The 20,342-nt window shown below is 40.5% G+C and carries 19 protein-coding genes and 1 pseudogene; 11 read left to right on the top strand and 9 right to left on the bottom strand.

What is annotated here, in order from left to right:
• The first annotated feature begins 3 nt into the window (after positions 1-3).
• The 11 genes and pseudogenes from C2M33_RS01780 to C2M33_RS01730 all read left to right on the top strand — a co-directional run bounded on the left by C2M33_RS01780 (position 4) and on the right by C2M33_RS01730 (position 8,798).
• Entirely contained in the window at positions 4-957 is a 954-nt protein-coding gene (locus C2M33_RS01780; protein WP_063707535.1) for a YbgA family protein, read from the top strand.
• Entirely contained in the window at positions 957-2,348 is a 1,392-nt protein-coding gene (gene phrB, locus C2M33_RS01775; RefSeq protein ID WP_105173530.1) for a deoxyribodipyrimidine photo-lyase, read from the top strand. Before C2M33_RS01780 ends, phrB begins: the two co-directional genes overlap by 1 nt.
• Position 2,349: 1 nt before the next feature.
• Positions 2,350-2,796, top strand: coding sequence for a nuclear transport factor 2 family protein (locus tag C2M33_RS01770; protein WP_105173529.1), 447 nt, complete (start codon positions 2,350-2,352; stop codon positions 2,794-2,796).
• On the top strand, positions 2,796-3,506 hold the full coding sequence (locus C2M33_RS01765; protein WP_105173528.1) for an SDR family NAD(P)-dependent oxidoreductase: 711 nt from the start codon (positions 2,796-2,798) through the stop codon (positions 3,504-3,506). Before C2M33_RS01770 ends, C2M33_RS01765 begins: the two co-directional genes overlap by 1 nt.
• A complete protein-coding gene (locus C2M33_RS01760) occupies positions 3,503-4,759 on the top strand; it encodes an NAD(P)/FAD-dependent oxidoreductase (RefSeq protein WP_105173527.1) in 1,257 nt (418 codons plus the stop codon). Before C2M33_RS01765 ends, C2M33_RS01760 begins: the two co-directional genes overlap by 4 nt.
• Positions 4,752-5,501 (top strand): DUF1365 domain-containing protein, encoded by a 750-nt coding sequence (locus C2M33_RS01755; protein ID WP_063707517.1) that lies wholly within the window; start codon positions 4,752-4,754, stop codon positions 5,499-5,501. Before C2M33_RS01760 ends, C2M33_RS01755 begins: the two co-directional genes overlap by 8 nt.
• Before the next feature lie 4 nt (positions 5,502-5,505).
• Positions 5,506-6,767 (top strand): annotated as a pseudogene (locus C2M33_RS01750) (class I SAM-dependent methyltransferase).
• Complete coding sequence (locus C2M33_RS01745) at positions 6,745-7,239, top strand: DUF2878 family protein (protein ID WP_063707512.1); 495 nt, start codon at positions 6,745-6,747, stop codon at positions 7,237-7,239. The pseudogene C2M33_RS01750 and the gene C2M33_RS01745 overlap by 23 nt, the downstream one beginning before the upstream one ends.
• A gap of 55 nt (positions 7,240-7,294) precedes the next feature.
• Positions 7,295-7,792, top strand: coding sequence for a chalcone isomerase family protein (locus tag C2M33_RS01740; protein ID WP_105173526.1), 498 nt, complete (start codon positions 7,295-7,297; stop codon positions 7,790-7,792).
• Entirely contained in the window at positions 7,785-8,318 is a 534-nt protein-coding gene (locus tag C2M33_RS01735; RefSeq protein WP_063707507.1) for a DUF3833 domain-containing protein, read from the top strand. The genes C2M33_RS01740 and C2M33_RS01735 overlap by 8 nt, the downstream gene beginning before the upstream one ends.
• Before the next feature lie 204 nt (positions 8,319-8,522).
• Entirely contained in the window at positions 8,523-8,798 is a 276-nt protein-coding gene (locus C2M33_RS01730; protein WP_036972004.1) for an HU family DNA-binding protein, read from the top strand.
• A gap of 82 nt (positions 8,799-8,880) precedes the next feature.
• Here the strand turns inward: C2M33_RS01730 and ilvN are convergent, their stop codons facing one another.
• The 9 genes from ilvN to C2M33_RS01685 all read right to left on the bottom strand — a co-directional run bounded on the left by ilvN (position 8,881) and on the right by C2M33_RS01685 (position 20,288).
• Entirely contained in the window at positions 8,881-9,378 is a 498-nt protein-coding gene (gene ilvN, locus C2M33_RS01725) for an acetolactate synthase small subunit (protein ID WP_063707505.1), read from the bottom strand.
• The gene (locus C2M33_RS01720) at positions 9,378-11,102 is read right to left on the bottom strand and encodes an acetolactate synthase 3 large subunit (RefSeq protein ID WP_105173525.1); all 1,725 of its coding nucleotides are present in this window, start codon (positions 11,100-11,102) and stop codon (positions 9,378-9,380) included. The genes ilvN and C2M33_RS01720 overlap by 1 nt, the downstream gene beginning before the upstream one ends.
• A gap of 784 nt (positions 11,103-11,886) precedes the next feature.
• On the bottom strand, positions 11,887-12,861 hold the full coding sequence (locus tag C2M33_RS01715) for a transposase (protein ID WP_105173524.1): 975 nt from the start codon (positions 12,859-12,861) through the stop codon (positions 11,887-11,889).
• A gap of 309 nt (positions 12,862-13,170) precedes the next feature.
• Positions 13,171-14,178, bottom strand: a complete 1,008-nt coding sequence (locus C2M33_RS01710; protein WP_063707498.1) for an isocitrate dehydrogenase — start codon at positions 14,176-14,178, stop codon at positions 13,171-13,173.
• Positions 14,179-14,393: 215 nt separating this feature from the next.
• Positions 14,394-16,079 (bottom strand): hypothetical protein, encoded by a 1,686-nt coding sequence (locus C2M33_RS01705; protein WP_158685546.1) that lies wholly within the window; start codon positions 16,077-16,079, stop codon positions 14,394-14,396.
• Between the two features lie 18 nt (positions 16,080-16,097).
• Entirely contained in the window at positions 16,098-16,481 is a 384-nt protein-coding gene (locus C2M33_RS01700) for a DUF3192 domain-containing protein (RefSeq protein WP_063707493.1), read from the bottom strand.
• Positions 16,482-16,552: 71 nt separating this feature from the next.
• Positions 16,553-17,326: a flap endonuclease Xni gene (xni, locus tag C2M33_RS01695; RefSeq protein WP_105173522.1), complete on the bottom strand. Its 774-nt coding sequence runs from the start codon at positions 17,324-17,326 to the stop codon at positions 16,553-16,555.
• An 11-nt stretch (positions 17,327-17,337) separates the two neighbouring features.
• Complete coding sequence (gene ppnN, locus C2M33_RS01690; RefSeq protein WP_105173521.1) at positions 17,338-18,681, bottom strand: nucleotide 5'-monophosphate nucleosidase PpnN; 1,344 nt, start codon at positions 18,679-18,681, stop codon at positions 17,338-17,340.
• 71 nt (positions 18,682-18,752) lie between these two features.
• Positions 18,753-20,288, bottom strand: coding sequence for a GGDEF domain-containing protein (locus C2M33_RS01685; protein ID WP_063707490.1), 1,536 nt, complete (start codon positions 20,286-20,288; stop codon positions 18,753-18,755).
• Positions 20,289-20,342: the final 54 nt, after the last annotated feature.

Raw genomic sequence — 20,342 nt, 5'->3', positions numbered from 1 at the left:
TATATGCAGCAATCAACAATAAAAATTGGTTTAAGTGCTTGCTTAGCAGGCGATAAAGTACGCTTTGATACAGGCCATAAAAAATCAAATTTCTGTATGGATGAGCTTGGCAAGCATGTCGAATATAAAAAGTTTTGCCCTGAAGTAGCGGTAGGGCTACCAATCCCCAGACCAACTATTCGTCAAGTGCGTGTTGGCGATACCATTAAAGTGTGTCGTCCAGATGGCACTGGCGATGTTGGCCCTAAACTAACAGAATATGGTAAACGAGTGGCAACAGAGCAAACCGCTGAGTTAAGCGGCTTTGTGTTTTGCGCGAAAAGTCCTAGTTGCGGTATGGAACGTATTAAAATTTATAACGAAGCGGGTACTGGCAATACTTCAGAAGGTGTGGGTTTTTTTGCAGAGCAAATAATGGCACATAACCCATTGTTACCTTGCGAAGAAAACGGTCGTTTAAATGATATGCATCTTCGCGAAAACTTTGTAATGCGTGTTTATACCTATAAGCACTGGCAAACATTAAGCGAGCAGCCATTAACAGTTCATAGATTGACCCAGTTTCACGCCCAATATAAGTACTTATTGATGGCGCATAACTACGAGGCTTACCGTAGTCTGGGGAACTTGCTTGGCACTTTTGACGGCGAAGATATCCAAACTTTGGCTGATGAATACATTTTAGGGTTAATGACAGCCCTTAAAAAACCAGCTTCTCGTAAAAATAACGCCAACACTTTAATGCATTTACAAGGCTATTTTAAAAAATCGCTTTCTAAGATTGAAAAGCAAGAACTGCGAGATGCCATTGATGAATACCGTCAAGGTTTAGTGCCACTTTACGTACCTCTTACGTTAATTAAGCATCATTTAAAAGTGCATCCAAATGAGTACCTTGCTAAGCAAGTGTACCTTGACCCTTATCCGAACGAATTAAAACTACGCTACGGAATTTAATGAACACATTATTTTGGTTTAGGCGCGATCTGCGCCTTTTTAATAACGATGCCTTGTATCAGGCAATCGAAAATGGCTGCCGAAATGCAGTGTTTTTTATTACTGAAAAGCAATGGCAAAAGCATGATGTGGCTGCTATTCAGCTAGATTTATTAAAGCGTAGGCTTCACTTTTTAGGTGAGCTTTTAGCCAGTAAAGGTATTGAATTACACATTATTGATGCAGCCGATTATGCCGGTTGTGTTGAAAAATTAGCGTCATTTTGCGAGCAACATCAAGTAAGAAATGTCTACGCCAACAACGAATATGAGCTTAACGAAGTAAACCGAGATAAAGCCTTTTTACAGCACGCTGACAGCAATGGGATTGCTTTTTACGCATACGACGGTGATGTGATTGCGCCGCCGGGAAGCATTAAAAATCAAAGCGGTGAGATGTTCAAAGTATTTACGCCATTTAAAAATGCATGGCTAAAAGTTTATCAAGGCACCCACTTTTATTTTGCTGAACCACCGCAGATGTTTGAGCCCATTGAGTGGCAGCCAAGTGAGTTATTGGCCTCAGACGGCAGCTCAGAAAAATGGCCTGTTGATGATGACACGCTCAGCCACGTTTGCGCGCGCTTTATTGAAGAAAAACTCGCAACATATCAAGACCAACGAGATATCCCAAGCATTAAAGGCACCTCGGGTTTAAGCCCTTACTTAGCCCTTGGTATTGTCAGCGTTCATCAATTATTGGCACTGATCCAGCAGCGTCACCCTGATGTACTACGCAGCAGTAAAAGTAACTTGTTTTGTTGGGTTAACGAATTGATTTGGCGTGAATTTTATCGCCATCTTATCGCGATTTATCCAAACCTAAATAAGTACGAAAATTTTAACGACAAATACAACGCTGTGAAATGGCGTGATGATGACAGCGACTTTAAAGCATGGTGCGAAGGTAAAACAGGCTACCCGTTAGTTGATGCTGCAATGAGGCAGCTTCTGCAAACTGGCTGGATGCATAACCGCTTACGCATGGTGGTTGCGAGCTTTTTAACCAAGCATTTATTAATTGATTGGCGTAAAGGCGAGCGTTTTTTTATGCAGCATCTCATAGACGGCGACCTTGCATCTAACAACGGTGGCTGGCAATGGGCTGCAAGTACGGGGTGTGATGCTCAGCCATATTTTCGAATTTTTAATCCTATCACCCAAAGCGAGCGATTTGATCCAGATGGTGAATTTATCCGTAAATATTTACCAGAGCTGGAAAAAATACCTGCCAAGCAAATCCATTTTCCGCATGACTATTTAGCGAAACAGGGTAAGTCGAGCAGCTATTGGCCAGCAATTGTTGATCATAAAGCCGCGCGAGAGCGAGCGCTAAACGCATTTAAGGTGTGACATGGACAAGGCGATCCTTGATAGGTTTATTGATGTTTATCAAACACTCAATAAAGACAATTTACAGTTACTGGATGAAATTTATCATCCTGATATCCAGTTTGCAGATCCCTTGCATGCGGTAACTGGTCTTGGCTCGCTGCGAGATTATTTTAAAAATCTCTATGCCAATGTGCTTTCTTGTGAATTTGCTATCGAAGACAGCTATGTGACTGAAAATACAGAGGGTAAAGACGACACTGCATTTATTTATTGGACCATGCAATATCGCCATCCAAAGCTCAATAAAGGCCAAGCGATTTCGGTTGCAGGTCATAGTCGTTTAAAATTTTCTGGCGAAAAAATAATTAACCATCGCGATTATTTTGACGTAGGCGCTATGCTTTACAGGCATATTCCGGTACTCGGCTCAGCTGTGAAATACATTGACAAAAGAGCGAGTGCATAATGACGACATTAATTACAGGCGCAACCTCAGGTATTGGCGAGTCATTAGCAACGCTTTATGCAGACAACGATGAGCAGGTCATTGCATGCGGTAGAAATTCAGAAAAGCTTGCTAAATTGAGCCAACATCAAAATATTGAGTCTTGCCAATTTGATGCAACAGACCTTCAAGACATTCGTTCGAGCACAGTGGCTTATACAGAATTTGACCGGGTTATTCTCAATGCCGGCAATTGTGAATACATTGATGATGCTCGCAATTTTGACAGTAGCTTGTTTGAACGGGTGATCACGACCAATCTGCTCAGTATGGGCTATTGCCTTGAGGCGCTATTACCAAAAATAAAGCCCGGTGGTCAGCTGGTCATCGTAAGCTCTAGTGTGACTTACTTACCCTTACCGCGCAGCCAAGCTTATGGCGCGTCTAAAGCCGGTGTAAGTTATTTAGCTAATAGCTTAGCGGTTGATTTAAAAGATATTGATGTCACTTTAGTTCACCCAGGTTTTGTTAAAACGCCGCTGACTGATAAAAATGACTTCCCTATGCCAATGGCGGTGAGTGCAGAAAAAGCGGCAAATTATATTTATAAAGGGATCGCGAAAAGGCGCAAAGAAGTGCACTTTCCGCACCGTTTTACCCTCATTTTAAAATTTTTAAGAATGCTTCCTACGCCACTTTGGCTGAAGCTTGCAAAAGGATTATCACGTTGAAAAAAGTGGCTGTTATTGGATCTGGCATAGCAGGTTTAAGCTGTGCGCACCTATTGGATAAACACTACGATGTAACCGTATTTGAGAAAAACGACTACATAGGTGGTCATACTGCAACCATAGACGTAAAAGTTGATGGCGTTGAGTACGCTGTTGATACTGGCTTTATTGTCTTTAACGACCGAACTTACCCATATTTTGAAAAGCTACTTAAGCGCTTGGGTGTAGAGCGTCAGAAGACCCAAATGAGCTTTAGTGTGCATAATGAACAAACAGGCTTTGAATATAACGGTCATACTTTTTGGAGTTTGTTCGCACAAAAACGCAATATCTTTCGCCCTAAATTCTGGAAACTTTTAAAAGACATTGTGCGCTTTAATGATGTCTGTAAATCATTACATGCTGAAAAAAATTACAAAGAAAATCAAACCCTAGGTGAGTTTTTAGACGAGCATGATTTTAACGAGTTCTTCCGTTTTCATTATATCTTGCCGATGGGCGCTGCTATTTGGTCAACAAGCATTAAAGAAATGGCGCAAGTTGGCGTAGAGTTTTTTGTTAAGTTTTTTTATAACCACGGTTTGTTGGATATCACTAATCGCCCGCAGTGGTATGTTATTCCGGGTGGCTCTCGCGAATACATTAAACCTATGATCCAAGGTTTTGCTGATAAAATTCGTTTAAATAGTAATATCAGCTCGGTATCTCGAAAAGATGACAGTGTGCATGTTCATTTTGATGATGGCCACAGTGAAACATTCGATAAAGTTGTGTTTGCTTGTCACTCAGATCAAGCTTTAAAGCTGTTGTTAGACCCAAGCGAGGACGAAAAAAGCGTTCTCTCAGCTATACCTTATACGGCTAATTCAGTGGTACTACACACAGATACTACACTGCTACCAAAACGCAAAGCCGCATGGGCGAGCTGGAATTACCTGTTAAATAACAACACAGATAAAGCCGCTGTTGTAACTTATCAGATGAATATTCTGCAAGGCATTCAAAGCGACACGCAATTTTGTGTCACGCTTAATCACCTTGACGGCATTAGAAAAGACAAAATTCTGCGTGAGTTTACTTATCATCATCCGGTATTTAATAAACAGTCGATTGCCGCACAGCAGCAAAAGCCTCTTATAGACGGTAAAAATAATAGCTATTTTTGCGGTGCTTATTGGTACAACGGCTTCCACGAAGATGGTGTAAGAAGTGCTGTAAATGTGGCAAAGCAACTCGGAGTCGAGTTTGAATAGCGCCATATATGTAGGTGATGTTCGCCACAGGCGCTTTGCCGTCAAAGAGCATCACTTTAAGTACCCGCTTTATATGATGTGGGTTGATTTAGCTAAGCCTGATGAACTTAATGGTGTTCACCCTTGGCTTGGCTCAAGTGGCTTTAAGGCGCTTAAATTTAATCAGAGCGACTATTTTAATTTTCAAACTGATATGCAACTGCCACTCAAACAGCGTGCACTTAATAAAATTAAAGAGCTTGGCATTGACGATGAATTTACCCATGTTTTTATGCTCGGACAGGTGCGCTGTTTAGGAATTTATTTTAGCCCGGTTAACTTTTTCTTCTTTCAAACTAGTCATGGCGAGTTCACTCACATGCTTGCTGAAGTCAGTAACACGCCTTGGAATGAACGTCATTATTATGTCGTACCCCTTGAAAAAAAAGTGAACTTTAAAAAGGTTTTCTCCGTATCACCTTTCATGAACTTAGATATGAACTATCATTGGCATATTAGAATGAATTCTGATAACACCATGATTCATATTGAAAATAAAAAAGACGACACTCTTTTGTTTGATGCAACCCTGCGTTTGCAAAAGCACCCTCTCACGAAAGAGCAGGTTAGTGCCGTGCTTAAACAGTTTCCGGCTATGACGTTAAGTATTTTTAAAGGTATTTACCTTCATGCTTTGAAGTTGTTTTGCAAACGTGTGCCATTTATTGGCCACTCGGGCAAACAAGAGAATTCAACTAGGTGATGTGATGGAAAAAGTATCAAATTTAACACAAGCCCCAACGACCGGCTGGATGACAAAACTTTATAAAAAACTGGTAATAGGTGCATTCAATAGTATCAATGTCGGTTGCATTACCCTAAAAGAGGGTAATCAAAAAGAGCAATTCGGTGACATTACAAGTGATTTACACGCAACGGTCACGGTAAATGATGCTGCTATGTATAAGTCTTTTGCGTTATCTGGCAGTGTGGGTGCCGGCGAGGCTTATATTCTTGGCTATTGGGATTGTGACAACCTCACTAAACTTATTGAAATATTCGCTTTAAACCAAGATCAGTTAGATGCATTCGAGAAAAAATTTGCCTTTTTAAGTGGCATTGCGCACCGAGTTAATCACATTAAAAATAAAAACTCAGCAAGTGGTTCAAAAAAGAACATTGCGGCGCACTATGATTTAGGCAACGATTTATACAGTGCATTTTTAAGTGACGAAATGTTGTATTCATGTGCTGTTTATCCGTCAAAACAAGCTAGCCTTGAACAGGCCCAAGCGCACAAACTAGCATTGATTTGTGAGCAGGTTGATTTACAACCAGGTGATTCGGTGATTGAGATTGGCACAGGGTGGGGCGCCTTTGCGATTTATGCCGCAACGCATTTTGATTGCCATGTAACGACGACCACCATTTCTGACGAGCAACATGCTTATGTGGAACAAAAGGTTAAAGAGCTTAACCTAGAGCATAAAATTACTTTATTAAAGCAGGATTACCGCCTCTTAGACGGCAAGTACGATAAGCTTGTATCAATCGAAATGATTGAAGCTGTCGGTCATGAGTATTTGCCTGGCTTTTTTGCAAAATGTAAGTCTTTATTAAAAGACAGTGGTGCAATGCTTATTCAAGCAATCACCATAGCTGATCAGCGTTACAGCCACTACCTTAAAAATTCCGATTTCATCCAGCAGTACATCTTCCCGGGTGGTTGTTTGCCTTGTTTAGATGAAATGAATAAGCAAATAAAGCAGCAAACAGACATGGTTGTGCATAGTGTAAAAGATATTGGCGTTCACTATGCAAGAACATTGGCTGATTGGCGCGAGCGCTTTGTCGCTAGCTGGCCTGAAATAGATAAAGTCAAATTTGACCAACGATTCTATCGTTTATGGTTATTTTATTTAGCTTACTGTGAAGGTGCGTTTAGAACCCGTGCTATCAGTACAGTCATTTAGTTGCCCGTAAACCTCGTTTTGGTCATTCTGGCGATGATATCGCGCTCGATTATTAACTTTGTTTTGTTTCAAGGAGTATGGTTTATGGCCTTACTCCTTGAGCGCAACTCTCTAATACCCGCTTTAGCTGTTGTTGCTTTGATGATTTACCTATCAAAGCAACGTCAGCAAGATAGTTGGCTACTTTTATGTGGTTTACCTCTCGCACTCGGCTACGAATGGCTTGCCAGCAGCTTAAACTTACTTGCCTTTAAAGAGAGCCCCTTTCCCTTATGGCTTGCTGTACTTTGGGCAGCACTGCTTTTAACCATTAATACTTCGATGCAATTCCTACAAAAGCTGCCTTGGTATATTGCATGGGGTGTTTGTGTGTTATTTGCTCCTGCTAGTTACTACGCTGGAATGCGCTTTGAAGTACTTAATACTGAGCTTGTTCTTTGGCAATTTTGGCTTGTTTATGGCTTAGGTTGGGCAAGTATGTTTATGGCTATAATCGCTATAAATAAGCGATTTTTAGCGGCTGAATGATCAGTTTTAAGTGGTTTTTCGTAGTGTTTAATAATACAACTTTAAGGGTTATTTGATGAAACAATCACTTAATTTAAGTTTATTTGCTGCGTTATCGTTCTGTGCAGGTGTGTATGCAAATGGCTTTAAAACAGTGGGCCAGGCCAAGATGGAGTATCTGTTTTGGGATGTGTATAACGCCAAATTAGAGACCCCATCGGGCTCGTATCAGTTTGGCCAACACCCTAGCAAACTTACACTGACCTATTTGCGAGATTTCGATGCCAAAGACATCGTTAAGGCTACCAACGAGCAATGGCAACATTTAAAGCTCAATGACATGGTAGGCGCATTTGACGAACAGTTATTAGCTCTTTGGCCTGATATCAAAAAAAACGATTCATTGTCGTTTCAAACAAACGAGCAAGGAATTGGTACTTTTTACTTTAATGGCAAAGAGCTAGGTCAGATCGATGATAATAAATTTGCTGACAACTTTTTAGCAATTTGGTTAAGCGCCGACACGTCTGAACCATCACTTCGTAAACAGCTTATTGGAGGGAAACATGATTAAGCTCAAAGCATTCTTTATTTTTGCTATGGTACTGTTAATTACCAGCTGCTCTGCACCAGATGTTGATTATTATCAGGGCACAGAGCCGAAGTTTGACTTTAAGCAGTTTTTTAGCGGTGAGCTCAAAGCCTACGGCGTTGTACAAGACCACAAAGGTGAATTAACCCGTAAGCTGGTAGTTGATATGCAAGCGTCTTGGAACGGCAATCAGGGAGTGATTGACGAGCAATTTGTTTATGATGACGGCGAAAAGCAAACGCGTACTTGGTATATCACCATTAATGATGATGGCAGTATCACAGGGACTGCATCTGATGTTATTGGCGAAGCAAAAGGTGACAGCAATGGCAGTGTGTTCCATTGGACATATTCTGTCGAGCTTCCGTACGATGATAGTACTTTAGTGGTAAATTTCGATGATTGGATGTACTTGGTAACACAATCACGCTTGATTAACCGTACCGCTATTGATAAGTTTGGCTTTGAGGTCGGGGAAGTTACCTTGGTTATCGAGAAAATTGAATGATGGTTTGGCTATCATAAATTTTTGTGATGGTAGTTAAATTAAGTCTTTATTAATACTGATGTCACTAACCTTGTGATTGATAGTTAAATAGTAGTCATTTTTGAATAAATTACGTAAAAATAGCAATTTGCTGTTGCTAACTTCTCAAAAATGCATAAAGATAGGTTTTGCGAAGGCAAAATAATAACGAATAGGAATCTAACAATGAATAAAGCTCAATTAGTTGAAAAAATTGCTACTGATGCAGAAATCTCAAAAGCGGCAGCAACTCGTGCACTAGATGCATTCACTGGCGCAGTTACTAACTCTCTTAAAGAAGGTAACTCAGTAGCATTAGTTGGTTTCGGTACTTTCTCAGTAAAAGAGCGTGCAGCGCGTACTGGCCGTAACCCACAAACTGGTGCAGAAATCCAAATCGCAGCAGCAACTATCCCAAGCTTTAAAGCGGGTAAAGGTCTTAAAGACCAAGTTAATCCTTAATAGGGTAACTTACTAATTATTGAAAAAAGGGCTTATAGCCCTTTTTTTGTATCTTGCGTTTTGTCGCGTTAGCGAAAAAGGCTTATGCCTTTAACGCTTTATCACCACGACCAATACCAACCGCACCTGAACGTACAACTTCAATAATGTCTGATTCGTGACGCAGTGTATCAAGGAAAGATTCAACCTTTTCTGTGCTCGCTACAAGTTGCAGTGTGTAACTGTGGCGACCCATATCTAAAATAGCACCTTGGAACACATCAGCAACACGCGTTACCGCTGCTCGAGTGGTTTCATCTTGGGCAAAAACTTTCACCAATAATAGCTCACGCTCGATATGCGCCATTTCGGTTAAGTCAATAATCTTAAGAACATCTACCAGTTTGTTAACTTGCTTAGTAATTTGCTCAACGATGCGATCATCACCCATGGTTGTAATGGTAATACGCGAAAGAGAATGATCGTCGGTCGTGCCAACAGTTAGGCTATCGATGTTGTAAGCGCGCTGTGAAAATAGGCCTACAATGCGCGATAACGAGCCAGGTTCGTTTTCTAATAAGATTGATAAAATACGGCGCATTATGCTTTTACTCCTTTACGTAACCACATATCATCGACTGCCCCTAGCTTGATTTGCATTGGGTAAACATGTTCTTTTTCATCTACACAGATATCTAAAAATACCAATCTGTCGTTAATAGACATGGCTTTTTCAATAGCAGGCTGAAGCTCATCAATATGATCAACGCGAATACCTACGTGGCCATAGCTTTCTACTAATTTTACGAAATCAGGAAGTGATTCCATGTAAGATGATGAGTGACGACCTGAATACATCATATCTTGCCATTGGCGTACCATGCCCAGTGAACGGTTATTCAACGACACAACTTTCACAGCCAAATTGTATTGTAAGCAAGTTGATAGCTCTTGAATGTTCATCTGAATTGAACCATCACCCGTCACGCAGATAGACTCTTTACCAGGGAAGGCAAGCTTAACGCCCATTGCTGCAGGTAAACCAAAGCCCATGGTGCCTAAGCCACCAGAGTTGATCCATTGGCGAGGATGTTTAAACGGATAATACTGAGCAGCAAACATTTGATGCTGACCTACATCAGAGCTGATGTAAGCATCACCATTGGTTGCTTTGTAAATTGCCTCGATAACCGCTTGAGGTTTGATTTTATCGCCATCTGTGCTGTAGCTTAGGCATTTTTGTTCACGCCAGCTAATGATTTGACGCCACCAATCTTCTTGTGCTGAACGATCAATTGAAATAGGGCTCTTATCAATCGCGGTTTGTAACTGCTCAAGTACTGTTTGCAAGCAGCCAACAACCGGGATGTGCGCTTTAATTGTTTTAGAAATTGAAGTTGGGTCAACATCAACATGAACAATCGTGGCATTAGGGCAGAATTTTTTAACATTATTCGTTACCCGATCATCGAATCGAGCACCTAAAGCTAAAATAACATCAGCGTTTGCCATCGCTTTATTTGCCTCAAGGCTACCATGCATACCTAACATACCAATAAAGTTAGGGTGAGTACCGCTGATACCACCTAGACCCATTAAGGTGTTAGTGATAGGCGCGTTTAATGATTCAACCAAGTGAGTAAGTTGCTCAGAGGTATTTGATAGAATAATGCCGCCACCTGAGTAAATAACCAACTTTTTAGCTTCTAAAATAGCGTTCACTGCTTTACGAATTTGTTTTGAGTGACCTTTAGTATTTGGGTTATAAGTTCGAAGCTCAGTGGTTTTTGGAAATTCGAATGGGAACTTTAGCTCAGGATTAAGCATATCTTTTGGTAATTCAACCACAACCGGACCAGGGCGGCCTGTGCTGGCTAAGTAGAAAGCTTTTGCTAAGATGGCAGGGATCTCTTTTGCACTTCGACAGTTATAGCTGTGTTTTACGATAGGGCGAGAACAACCAACAATATCAGTCTCTTGGAATGCATCATCACCAATTAAACCAGTAGGAACTTGGCCAGATAACACCACCATTGGAATAGAATCCATATAAGCAGTCGCGATACCAGTAATACAGTTTGTAGCCCCAGGGCCTGAAGTTGCAAGCACCACACCGACGTCACCGGTAGCACGGGCATAACCATCAGCCATATGTGTTGCGGCTTGTTCGTGACGTACTAGGATATGTTCAATATCTTCTTGTTGAAATAACGCGTCGTATAAATCAAGAACTGACCCACCTGGGTAGCCAAAAATATATTTAACATTCAATTCTTTAAGTGCCCGAACAACTAGTTCGGATCCATTGTATTCAGTTGTACTCATCCTCATTCCTCTGTGTGTGCAAGCATAAATGCATAAAAAAACCCCCGCATATGGCGGGGGTTTTTTAAAAAGCGTGCTTTCACCTTTTAATAGCCTCCCGCTGGGCTTGTAACTAAGACCAGTACGAGAACGTTGACGACTAAAAGGTGACGGCGAATATTCATTATTTTTTAATTTTCTTCTAAAAAATGCACAGCCGACTAGATAGCTGCTGTTTAAAAAATGTTAGGAGTATTTTTAAGCGTTTTGGAAACTGATGTCAACCGCAAATGTGGCTTTTTGCATTAATTTTTCATTATATCGATTTTTTGATATTTTTGTTGCATCTACATGCTTAATTGTCATTATTTTTGGGTGGAACTATGCATTGAATTGTTCGTGTGGCAAATTGCTAACTACACCAATAGATAATGCATTTACATAACTGCCTTGCATAACTTAGCTACTATCAGAATCGGTTTCTTTTTTTATAATTAGACACCCAATTTAACACCTCGCTACCATAAGGTTTGGCTAATTTTTAAAAAGACAGCCAACTTAAATTTAACCAGACACCCATCTTATTTTTAATATGATGCAGCTTAATATAGATGTGAATTATTGCGAACAAGTTGAATTGCTAGGAAAGTAGTGATTTTTCATTGTCATCAATTAAATTTCAGCCTTATGTGCTGAAATATTCTTGAGTTTTGCAGATTGGATATCTCTAGTTGCATAAGTCATTTTGCCTCTCGAATGAAAAGGATTGGATCTGTAAGATTGATTTCTAGTGTCGAATGCTCAATTAAGCAAATAAGGCTAAGCTATTTGCTATAGAGCTTCTTCGTTTTCGTTTCATGTGATTTGTATAAGTATTTATAGCTTGCTCTTTACCCGCTGTATTTTTAAATGAACGTGTAAAAGAGGTGGTGAGTGTAAGCCAGTTATCACTACAAATATTTAGTCTTTCAAGAATTGGTAACGCATCTTCTGAGATTTTCCCTGGCTTATCTTCTCGTATTGAGCGGCCCGTCCAATCAACAAGTTTTAGATATGTTTTGAGCTCAAATGGTAGCCCTCTAGGCATGTGTTTGCGTGGTTTACCTGCAAAGCGCATTAGTGATTTTGGTTGTTTATTATTTTGAGCTGCATTAATTCTAGATTTAATACTGGTGTAGTCAGAATCTTCGGGTAAATCAGCCACTTTTGCTCTTACAGGGTTTAGGTCAACATACGCAAGGCAAGCGGCAAGTGCTGCTTCATCAAGTAAAGCTTGTGATTTAAAGCGACCTTCCCAAAACCGCCCTTTGCATCCATCTTCTAGATTCGCTTTTCGTGCAATGCTCTCATTAAGCACACGCATAAACCAACTAATACTGCTGAGTCGTTCTCGATATAAATTAACTCTGGCATTAACCGCAACGAGTTCGGCTTGTGTTAGTAATTCGCCATTTAAGAATCGTTGACATAAGAATGTACTTTTAAATACCTTATGCCACCTAATCAGAATTGCTTTATTATTCAGACGCTTTGCTTTTGCTATATCGATGTGAAGGACCAAATGCGTGTGGTTACTCATAACAGCGTAGGCGCAAATATCAATACAAAATATCCTGCCAAGTTGAAGAAGTTTCTTTTCAACCCAATCGCGCCGGTGTTCATATGAACGGCCAGTTAGTGGGTCTTGTCCGCACAAATAAGCGCGACGAACACAGCGTGAAATACAGTGATAGTAGGGTGTGTTTGAAACGCTAATTAAGTTTTTACGAGGGGTTGCCATGCTCTTCTCCTCCATGAGTTGAACAATTTAAGTTTAGTCATAGTTTTGAGAAGTGAGAAATATTAAGTTGGACGTCTATTTAGTTTTGTTGAAGAGCAAGGGTAAAGTGGGTGTCTAGTTATGTTTTAGATCTTGTTAGATAAAAGTGGATTAAAAGTGGATGTCCAATTAAGTATTCTTAGATAAAAGTGGATGTCCAAATAAGAATCCAATAATGTAGGGCAACAAAAAAGCCAGTCGGAGACTGGCTTTTGATAAAGAGGTGTTTAAGGGTTATTTGCTTTTAATAAGCCTTAAACAAGAGTTCTCTTATAGACGCTCAATTACAGCTTGAGTGAAGTCTGTAGTACCGTGGCTGCCGCCAAGGTCGCGAGTTGTACGGTCGCCTGTTTTGATAACATCAGCAACAGCGCTGCGGATACGCTCTGCAGTGTCAGCCATACCTAGGTGCTCTAGCATTTGGATAGATGCTAAGATCACTGATGTTGGGTTTGCAAGGTTTTTACCAGCGATGTCTGGTGCGCTACCGTGTACAGCTTCGAAGATAGCTGCATCTTCACCAATGTTTGCGCCAGGAGCCATACCTAGACCACCAACAAGACCAGCACATAGATCAGATAAGATGTCACCGAATAAGTTTGTAGTAACGATTACATCAAACTCATCAGGAGTCATAACTAGTTTCATACATGTTGCATCAACAATCATTTCAGTTGATTCGATTTGTGGGTAACGCTCAGCGACTTCACGTGCAACTTTTAAGAATAAACCAGATGTTGATTTAAGGATGTTAGCTTTGTGTACAGCCGTTACTTTTTTACGACCTTCACGAACCGCTAGTTCGTATGCAAAAGTGACGATTTTTTCAGCACCTTCACGGGTGATTTTTGACATCGCTTCTGCTTCGTTACCATCTTCAGAAACAACTTGGCCAAGACCTGAGTACATACCTTGCGTGTTTTCACGAACTGTAATGATATCGATATCGTCGTAACGAGCTTGCGTACCTGCGAATGATTTAACAGGACGAACGTTTGCATAAAGGCCAAACTTTTTACGTAAAGTTACGTTGATTGATGTAAAACCTTCACCTACAGGTGTCGTTAATGGACCTTTTAAAGTGATCTTGTTACGCGCGATTGTGTCGATTGTTTCTTGCGGAAGTAACTCACCAGTTTTTTCTAGGGCAGCAAGGCCAGCATCAACGAATTCATAATCAAAATCGCAACCTGCAGCTTTAAGGATCTCAAGTGCTGAATCAATAATGCTAGGACCAATGCCGTCGCCTTTGATCACTGTGATGGTTTGTTTAGCCATTTACTTTTCCTATTTATGAGTAGATAAACACGTAAACTCGTCGCGAAATAGCATGCGATTTACTTGTTAGAAGGTTTACGTGGATGTGTTTGAAAATTTAAGCGGCTTTTATAGCAATTTATTCAGCTTTTTGCCAGTTTATCCTGTGAATACTGACTATAAACAGACTAAAGTTCATATTTATTTAACGTTTTCGCACTTTTTAACAACACATTCTAAAAATTGTCTGCAAATTCACAGTTTTTCAGATATGCATAAAAATCTGCTTTTGAGTGCCAACCAGCAGCCGATAAACTGTCGAAAATAATCTGTTCTTGCCAACTACTAAACAGCGCCTTAGGCTGAAAAACGTAATAGGTAAATAGCTTAATCGCGACCCAATGCTTTTCATTGATATCAAGCTGTTGTTTCTTTTGTTGCTCACTGCCAAGTAAATGCTGTGTCCAGCTATTATCACCAATCAGTTGATTTAAATACTCTGTCAAAGGAGCCTGATCTAGGTGGTTTACTCCAAATAAACAGGCAAGTGGTGGGCTTATTACCTGCTCTTCGGCCTGCTCAAATACGGTTTTGCGAGAAAGGCTCGTTGCTTGATGCTCACAAAGGTATAAAACATAAGCATATAAAGGTAAAGCAACCTGCTCAAATTGAACGGTCTCTGAGTGTTTAAATAGCGCCTGAATAATTCGCACCATATTTTCTAGGCGTTTAGAAATATGCTGAAAAAGCGGGTGCGATGTGGTTGCAACTAAACGCTGAAACAAGACTTTTTGGATAATTGCAGGGGCGTTATCGTATCCGACCATTGATAAACAATGGCGTAAATCTTTGGCTCTTTGCTGTTCTTTATTGTATGGCTTCACAGCAATTGTAAGTTGCGTAATCAATTCAGGGTAGGGGCTCAAAAGCTTATTTAAGCCACTGTAGCTGTATTCTTTTGATACTTTTAGCGCACTGATTAACGTTAAATAGTGCTGCCTGCGCTGCTGATTAAGTGGTTGTGACTCAGCAAAGTTAATGTTTTCACTAAACCATACTGTGTATAGCAAACGAGTGTCTTGGCAAGGTCTTTGTTTATCAAATATGGTTAGATTTGCTTTAAAGCGATGCCAGCGAATCTTTTCAGGGCGGCTGGCATCAACCAAAATATGGCGGCCATGTTCATCAGTGGTTAAATAGATAAGCACTTGTTCCGCATACTTTACTTCACTGGCTGGAATATAAGGGCCAATATGTGCAATCAGTGCTTTTATTGCATTTTGAGCAAACTCGTTCGGTGTCCGCAAATAAATATCAGCTAAGGCTTTATGCACACTAATGTGACCACCTGATTCGCGATAAGTCGTATTCATGGCAATAATATTAGCCAAAGCAACTAGGGTTGTTGCGCCATCGTAAATCATAATTTTTGGCGCGCTTAATAGGGCTTGCTTATATTTATTTAAACGCGCTAATAAATGCTGAATCGAGAGTGTATGTGGGCCTGAGTCTTTTAGCAATTTTGCTGCTAACTGATGGCGACACTGCCAAAGCTTTTTATCTTGAGGCGTCAGTGCCTGACCTGCGGCCAATTTATTACTTTGGGATTGCACGCAAAGATAGTTCGCTAAACAGCAGCTAATAATTTGTTCACTAATAGCTTGGTTGTAGTTAAGACTACGACACAATATACAAGCTATAACACATTGGTTTACGACTAAATTTGTGGTGTAGCCGTGGTTTGATACATACAGGCTTAGTTGCGCTTGCATCCCTTTTGGGCAAGCTTGGTATATTAGGTAATACCGCTCAGCAAGGTTACTTAATAAAGGGAAAATTTGTGACCATTTTTGCTTTTGATGATAAAGCTTAAGTAGCTGGTGCGTACTATCAAATAAGCGTGCCAATTCCCGTGGCGTCACGTTTTCCATCATAAGCGGTTAGGTTTCTTGTTGATAGCTTTCATAGGCACTTGGCCCCCATAATACCAGCTGACCATTTTTAAAAAGTAGGCCTGTGCATTCATCTATGGTGGTTATCCCATCAGATTTAACATGCTGAGTGCGGTAAAAAATAATCTGCCAAACATTGTCTTTGACTCGTTTAGCATAGGTTAGATCGGGGCTGCCTAAATAATCAAGCACCGCATTAAGGTTTTCAGGCTTATCAATCGTTAGTTTTGCGATGTAGCGTTTATTAAAAGCTTCACGGTCTTGCCAGATCATGGCTTGCGGATCATCTTTATAAAAAGTGATCACAAGGGTTGCTATCAGTGCATAAACACCTAACCCAAGTACCAGATATTGGAAAACCTTTTTAAACATGTGTAACTCTATAAAACTAACGCGAATTTTCAGTATACGCTCAGTTAGCAAACTGTGCTACGAGATTGCGACTAATTGAGTCTTAACTGCTTTAAACTAAAGCCTAAGTTAATATCGGTACGCAGCATAACGAGGTTTTTTGATATCACAAACATGTCCATTTCTGAACTCAGCTTGCGTTTTAGAGTTGGGTTGAGCTCATCATCGTTAATGGCTGCTTCTATTGATTCATAATCGTTTATTAGTTGCTGCGCCGACTTATTACCTATCCCTTTAACGCCCGGAATATCGTTAGTTTTATCACCAGCTAAAGCCCAAAAATCAGCAAGTCGATGCTTTGGTACATCAAAGCGCTGCTTGATATCTTCAAGCTCAATGTATTGCTTTTTGAAGTAATCAAAAATTGCAATTTGCTCAGATAAAAACGGTAAAAACCCTTTGTCGGTAGAAACAATTGTCGAAGCTACATTGTTAGTCGCGGCTTTGTGAGCAAGGGTGGCAATGATATCGTCGGCTTCATCGTTATCAGGTGAAAACACCACAATGCCAGTGTCTTCAATTGCTTGTTTAAAGCGTGATAAGTTTTGCTTGAGGGTGACAGGCATTGGTGAACGAGTACTTTTGTATGCCTCGAAGTAATGATAGCGCCAGCTTTTCTCGCCATCAAACACGGCAATAGCATGAGTCGCATTACACTGCTGGCGTAATTTTTTACAAGCATGTGCCACGCGGGCACAGCTTGCTTTTATCATATGTTCTTCACTGTGATGACTCTGATTACTATCAACAGCATAGATGCGCCTAATAAGATTTAGCGCATCTATTAAAAGTAATTGGGTTGTCACATTGGCTCCTGTTAGGCTTTGATCTCATAGCAAGGAATGTATTTACTGCCGGGTAACTTCATACGGCCTTGCTCAACAAATGCTGCCAGCAGTTTGTCCATATCAGTCATAAGCGCGGGTTCGCCACTTAGCACAAAGCGGCCATGTTGCTTAATGGCTTGTAAGCCTTCATCTTTAACATTACCAGCCACGATGCCTGAAAACGCACGGCGTAAATTTGCTGCGAGTTGCTGAGTGGGTTGATCTAAATGCAAATCTAAGCCCGACATATTAGCATGTGTTGGTGCAAACGGCTGTTGGAAATCATGATCGATTTTAAGTGTCCAGTTAAAGTAATAAGCATCACCTTGGCTTTTACGGTATTCACGTACTTCAGCCATTTTGGCTTTAAGCGTTTTACCAACGCGTTCTGGGTCATCAATGATCACTTCAAACTTATCAAGTGCAGCTTTACCCAATGTTTTCTCAACGAATTTACACAGCTCAATAAAGTAATTTTCACTTTGTTTAGGGCCAGTTAAGATCACAGGTAAACACTGCTTTTCGTTATCTGGGTGAAGCAAAATACCTAAAAGGTATAACAGCTCTTCTGCGGTACCCGCACCACCAGGGAAAATAATTATGCCATGGGCAGTACGAACGAATGCTTCTAAACGCTTTTCGATATCTGGTAAAATCACTAGCTCGTTTACAATCGGGTTAGGCGGCTCAGCAGCAATAATACTTGGTTCAGTTAAACCTAAGTAACGATTATTCGTAATACGCTGCTTGGCATGACCAATGGTGGCACCTTTCATCGGGCCTTTCATTGCCCCAGGGCCACAGCCAGTACAAATATTTAAGCCACGAAGGCCAAGCTCATAACCAACTTGCTTGGTGTATTTGTATTCAACTTCGTTAATGGAGTGGCCGCCCCAACAAACTATCATGCTTGGGTCGCTATTTACTCTTAGCGCACCTGCGTTTCGCAGCATATCAAAGACCATATGAGTAATGGCTTTTTGCTCTGTTAAATCTTTTTCGTACTTTTGACAAATAAACAGAATATCGCGAATAACCGAGAAGATATGTTCATGAATACCGGTAATAATTTCGCCATCAACAAAAGCAGATTCAGGTGGGTTTTCAAGTTCGATTTTAATCCCACGTTCGCGGCTTAATAAGCGAATATCAAAGTCTTCGTATTTATTGTAAATTTCAGAGCTTGAGTCGGTGTGGCTGCCCACATTGAGAACCGCGAGCACACAGTTCCTAAATAATTTATAGCGCTCGCTGGTGGATGATTGTTCGAGTAGATCAACTTCTAGTTGCGATAGTAAATCCAGTACACCTGTAGGATTCAGTTGTTTTAACATAAGCACTCTCCCGGCTCGTCAATGAGCCTTTATCATTGTGTGTCAAAGACCTCACTTAGTAGGTGAGGCCTTTATTTGCTAATGCAAACTTTATTTCGTCCCTCGTTCTTGGCTTTGTATAGTGCTTCGTCTGCACGGTCAAAGGCAATCAGCGGGGTATCACCTTTTTTCAATTGGGTTGCACCAAGAGAAATGGTGATTTCTACTTGCTTATCTTTAAATTTAAACGGAATGCCTTGAATTGTTTTGCGCAGTTTTTCAAGCGGCATAGCGGCATTTTCAATCGACATTCCTGTCATTAATAACACAAACTCTTCGCCACCGTAACGGGCAATAAAGTCTGATTTACGAATTGATTTTTGTAGTGCTTTAGCAATCACTTGCAGCGTTTTATCACCAGCACTGTGGCCATATTTGTCATTGATTGATTTAAAGTGGTCAACATCTATCACCACAAAGGTAATGTCTGATTCTTGCACATTAAATAAGTTAAATTCATGACTAAAACGCTCATCAAAAGCAGCACGGTTTGGCAACTTAGTTAGGCCATCGAGTAAGCTTTTAAAGCGCTGCTCATTGAGGCGCTGTTTGTAGGTCGAAAGCTTTGTTTCTAAATGACTAATGCGGCTATTAATATCGTTAAAGCTTGCAAGTAAGTTCTCGCGTTCTGCTTGTTCTAGTTTTTCTTTTGCAATTAAATCATCACTTAATGATTTTAACTCTTCTTCTACTAGCTCTTTAAGCGAAGAAATAGACGTGGCTTGCTGCGTTTGCGTGTGCAAGTTTTTTATCTTTGCTTCAATTTGTTTGTTAAGCGTTTCGTATTCAGCGCTGAGTGATTCTGAATGCTTACTGGTAGAAACAATAGAATGATGTAAATCTTCGATTGTTTGATTTAAAGAGATCAAAAAGCTTTGAGCAGATTGGCGCTCTTTACTCATATTACGCGTGACAATGCTGATAATGTTCAGCGCCGAATCAAGCAGGTCGTCAACACTATCATTATGAGTAATTTGACTTTTGATAGTCTTAATTTGCTCGGCACTTTCATCTTCAAGCACTAAGTCATTTGCTAGGGTTAGTAGCTGTCTAGCAAGTTCAGGTTTAATTTGCGCCTCAGCTGTACTTGTTGTTGCAAGCTTAGCTTGAAGTGCTTGATGATAGATAACCACTAGCTTTGAAAGTAGTGGTACAAAGTCATGATTAGACTGAATATTATTTAATTCATGATCGAGTAAATAGCGTAATGAGCGACGGGCATCATCGGGTAAGCCTTTTACTTTTTGTAGCTGTTTACCTGCATCTGTAACGCTTTGGTTCAATTCGCGTTGCAATGTCATCTGCTTGGTTTCTTGTTGCCTTAATAGGCCAAGCACGTCATCGATAAATGGCGTCAGCAATTCAAACTTAACCCCTTTCTTAAGGGCATTTCTGAATTTAGCTAAACGATTGTCTAACTCAATGTCTAGTCCTTTACAGCTGAGCGAGAGTTTCGCTGCGAACTGAGAAAGTACATCAACTTGATGCTTGCGCGCGTCCTCGACCACTGTTCGAGCGTCGATCGCTTGCTTTAACTTTTTATTAAGAACATCATGCTGCTGCTGCACCTAGTAATACCGCCATCAAGATTCAAATTGCTATACGCTAAGTTTACAACAAAT

Source organism: Pseudoalteromonas sp. T1lg122 (assembly GCF_002964825.1).
Taxonomy (GTDB): Bacteria; Pseudomonadota; Gammaproteobacteria; order Enterobacterales; family Alteromonadaceae; genus Pseudoalteromonas; species Pseudoalteromonas gelatinilytica.
This window is presented reverse-complemented; position numbering and strand designations above follow the sequence as displayed.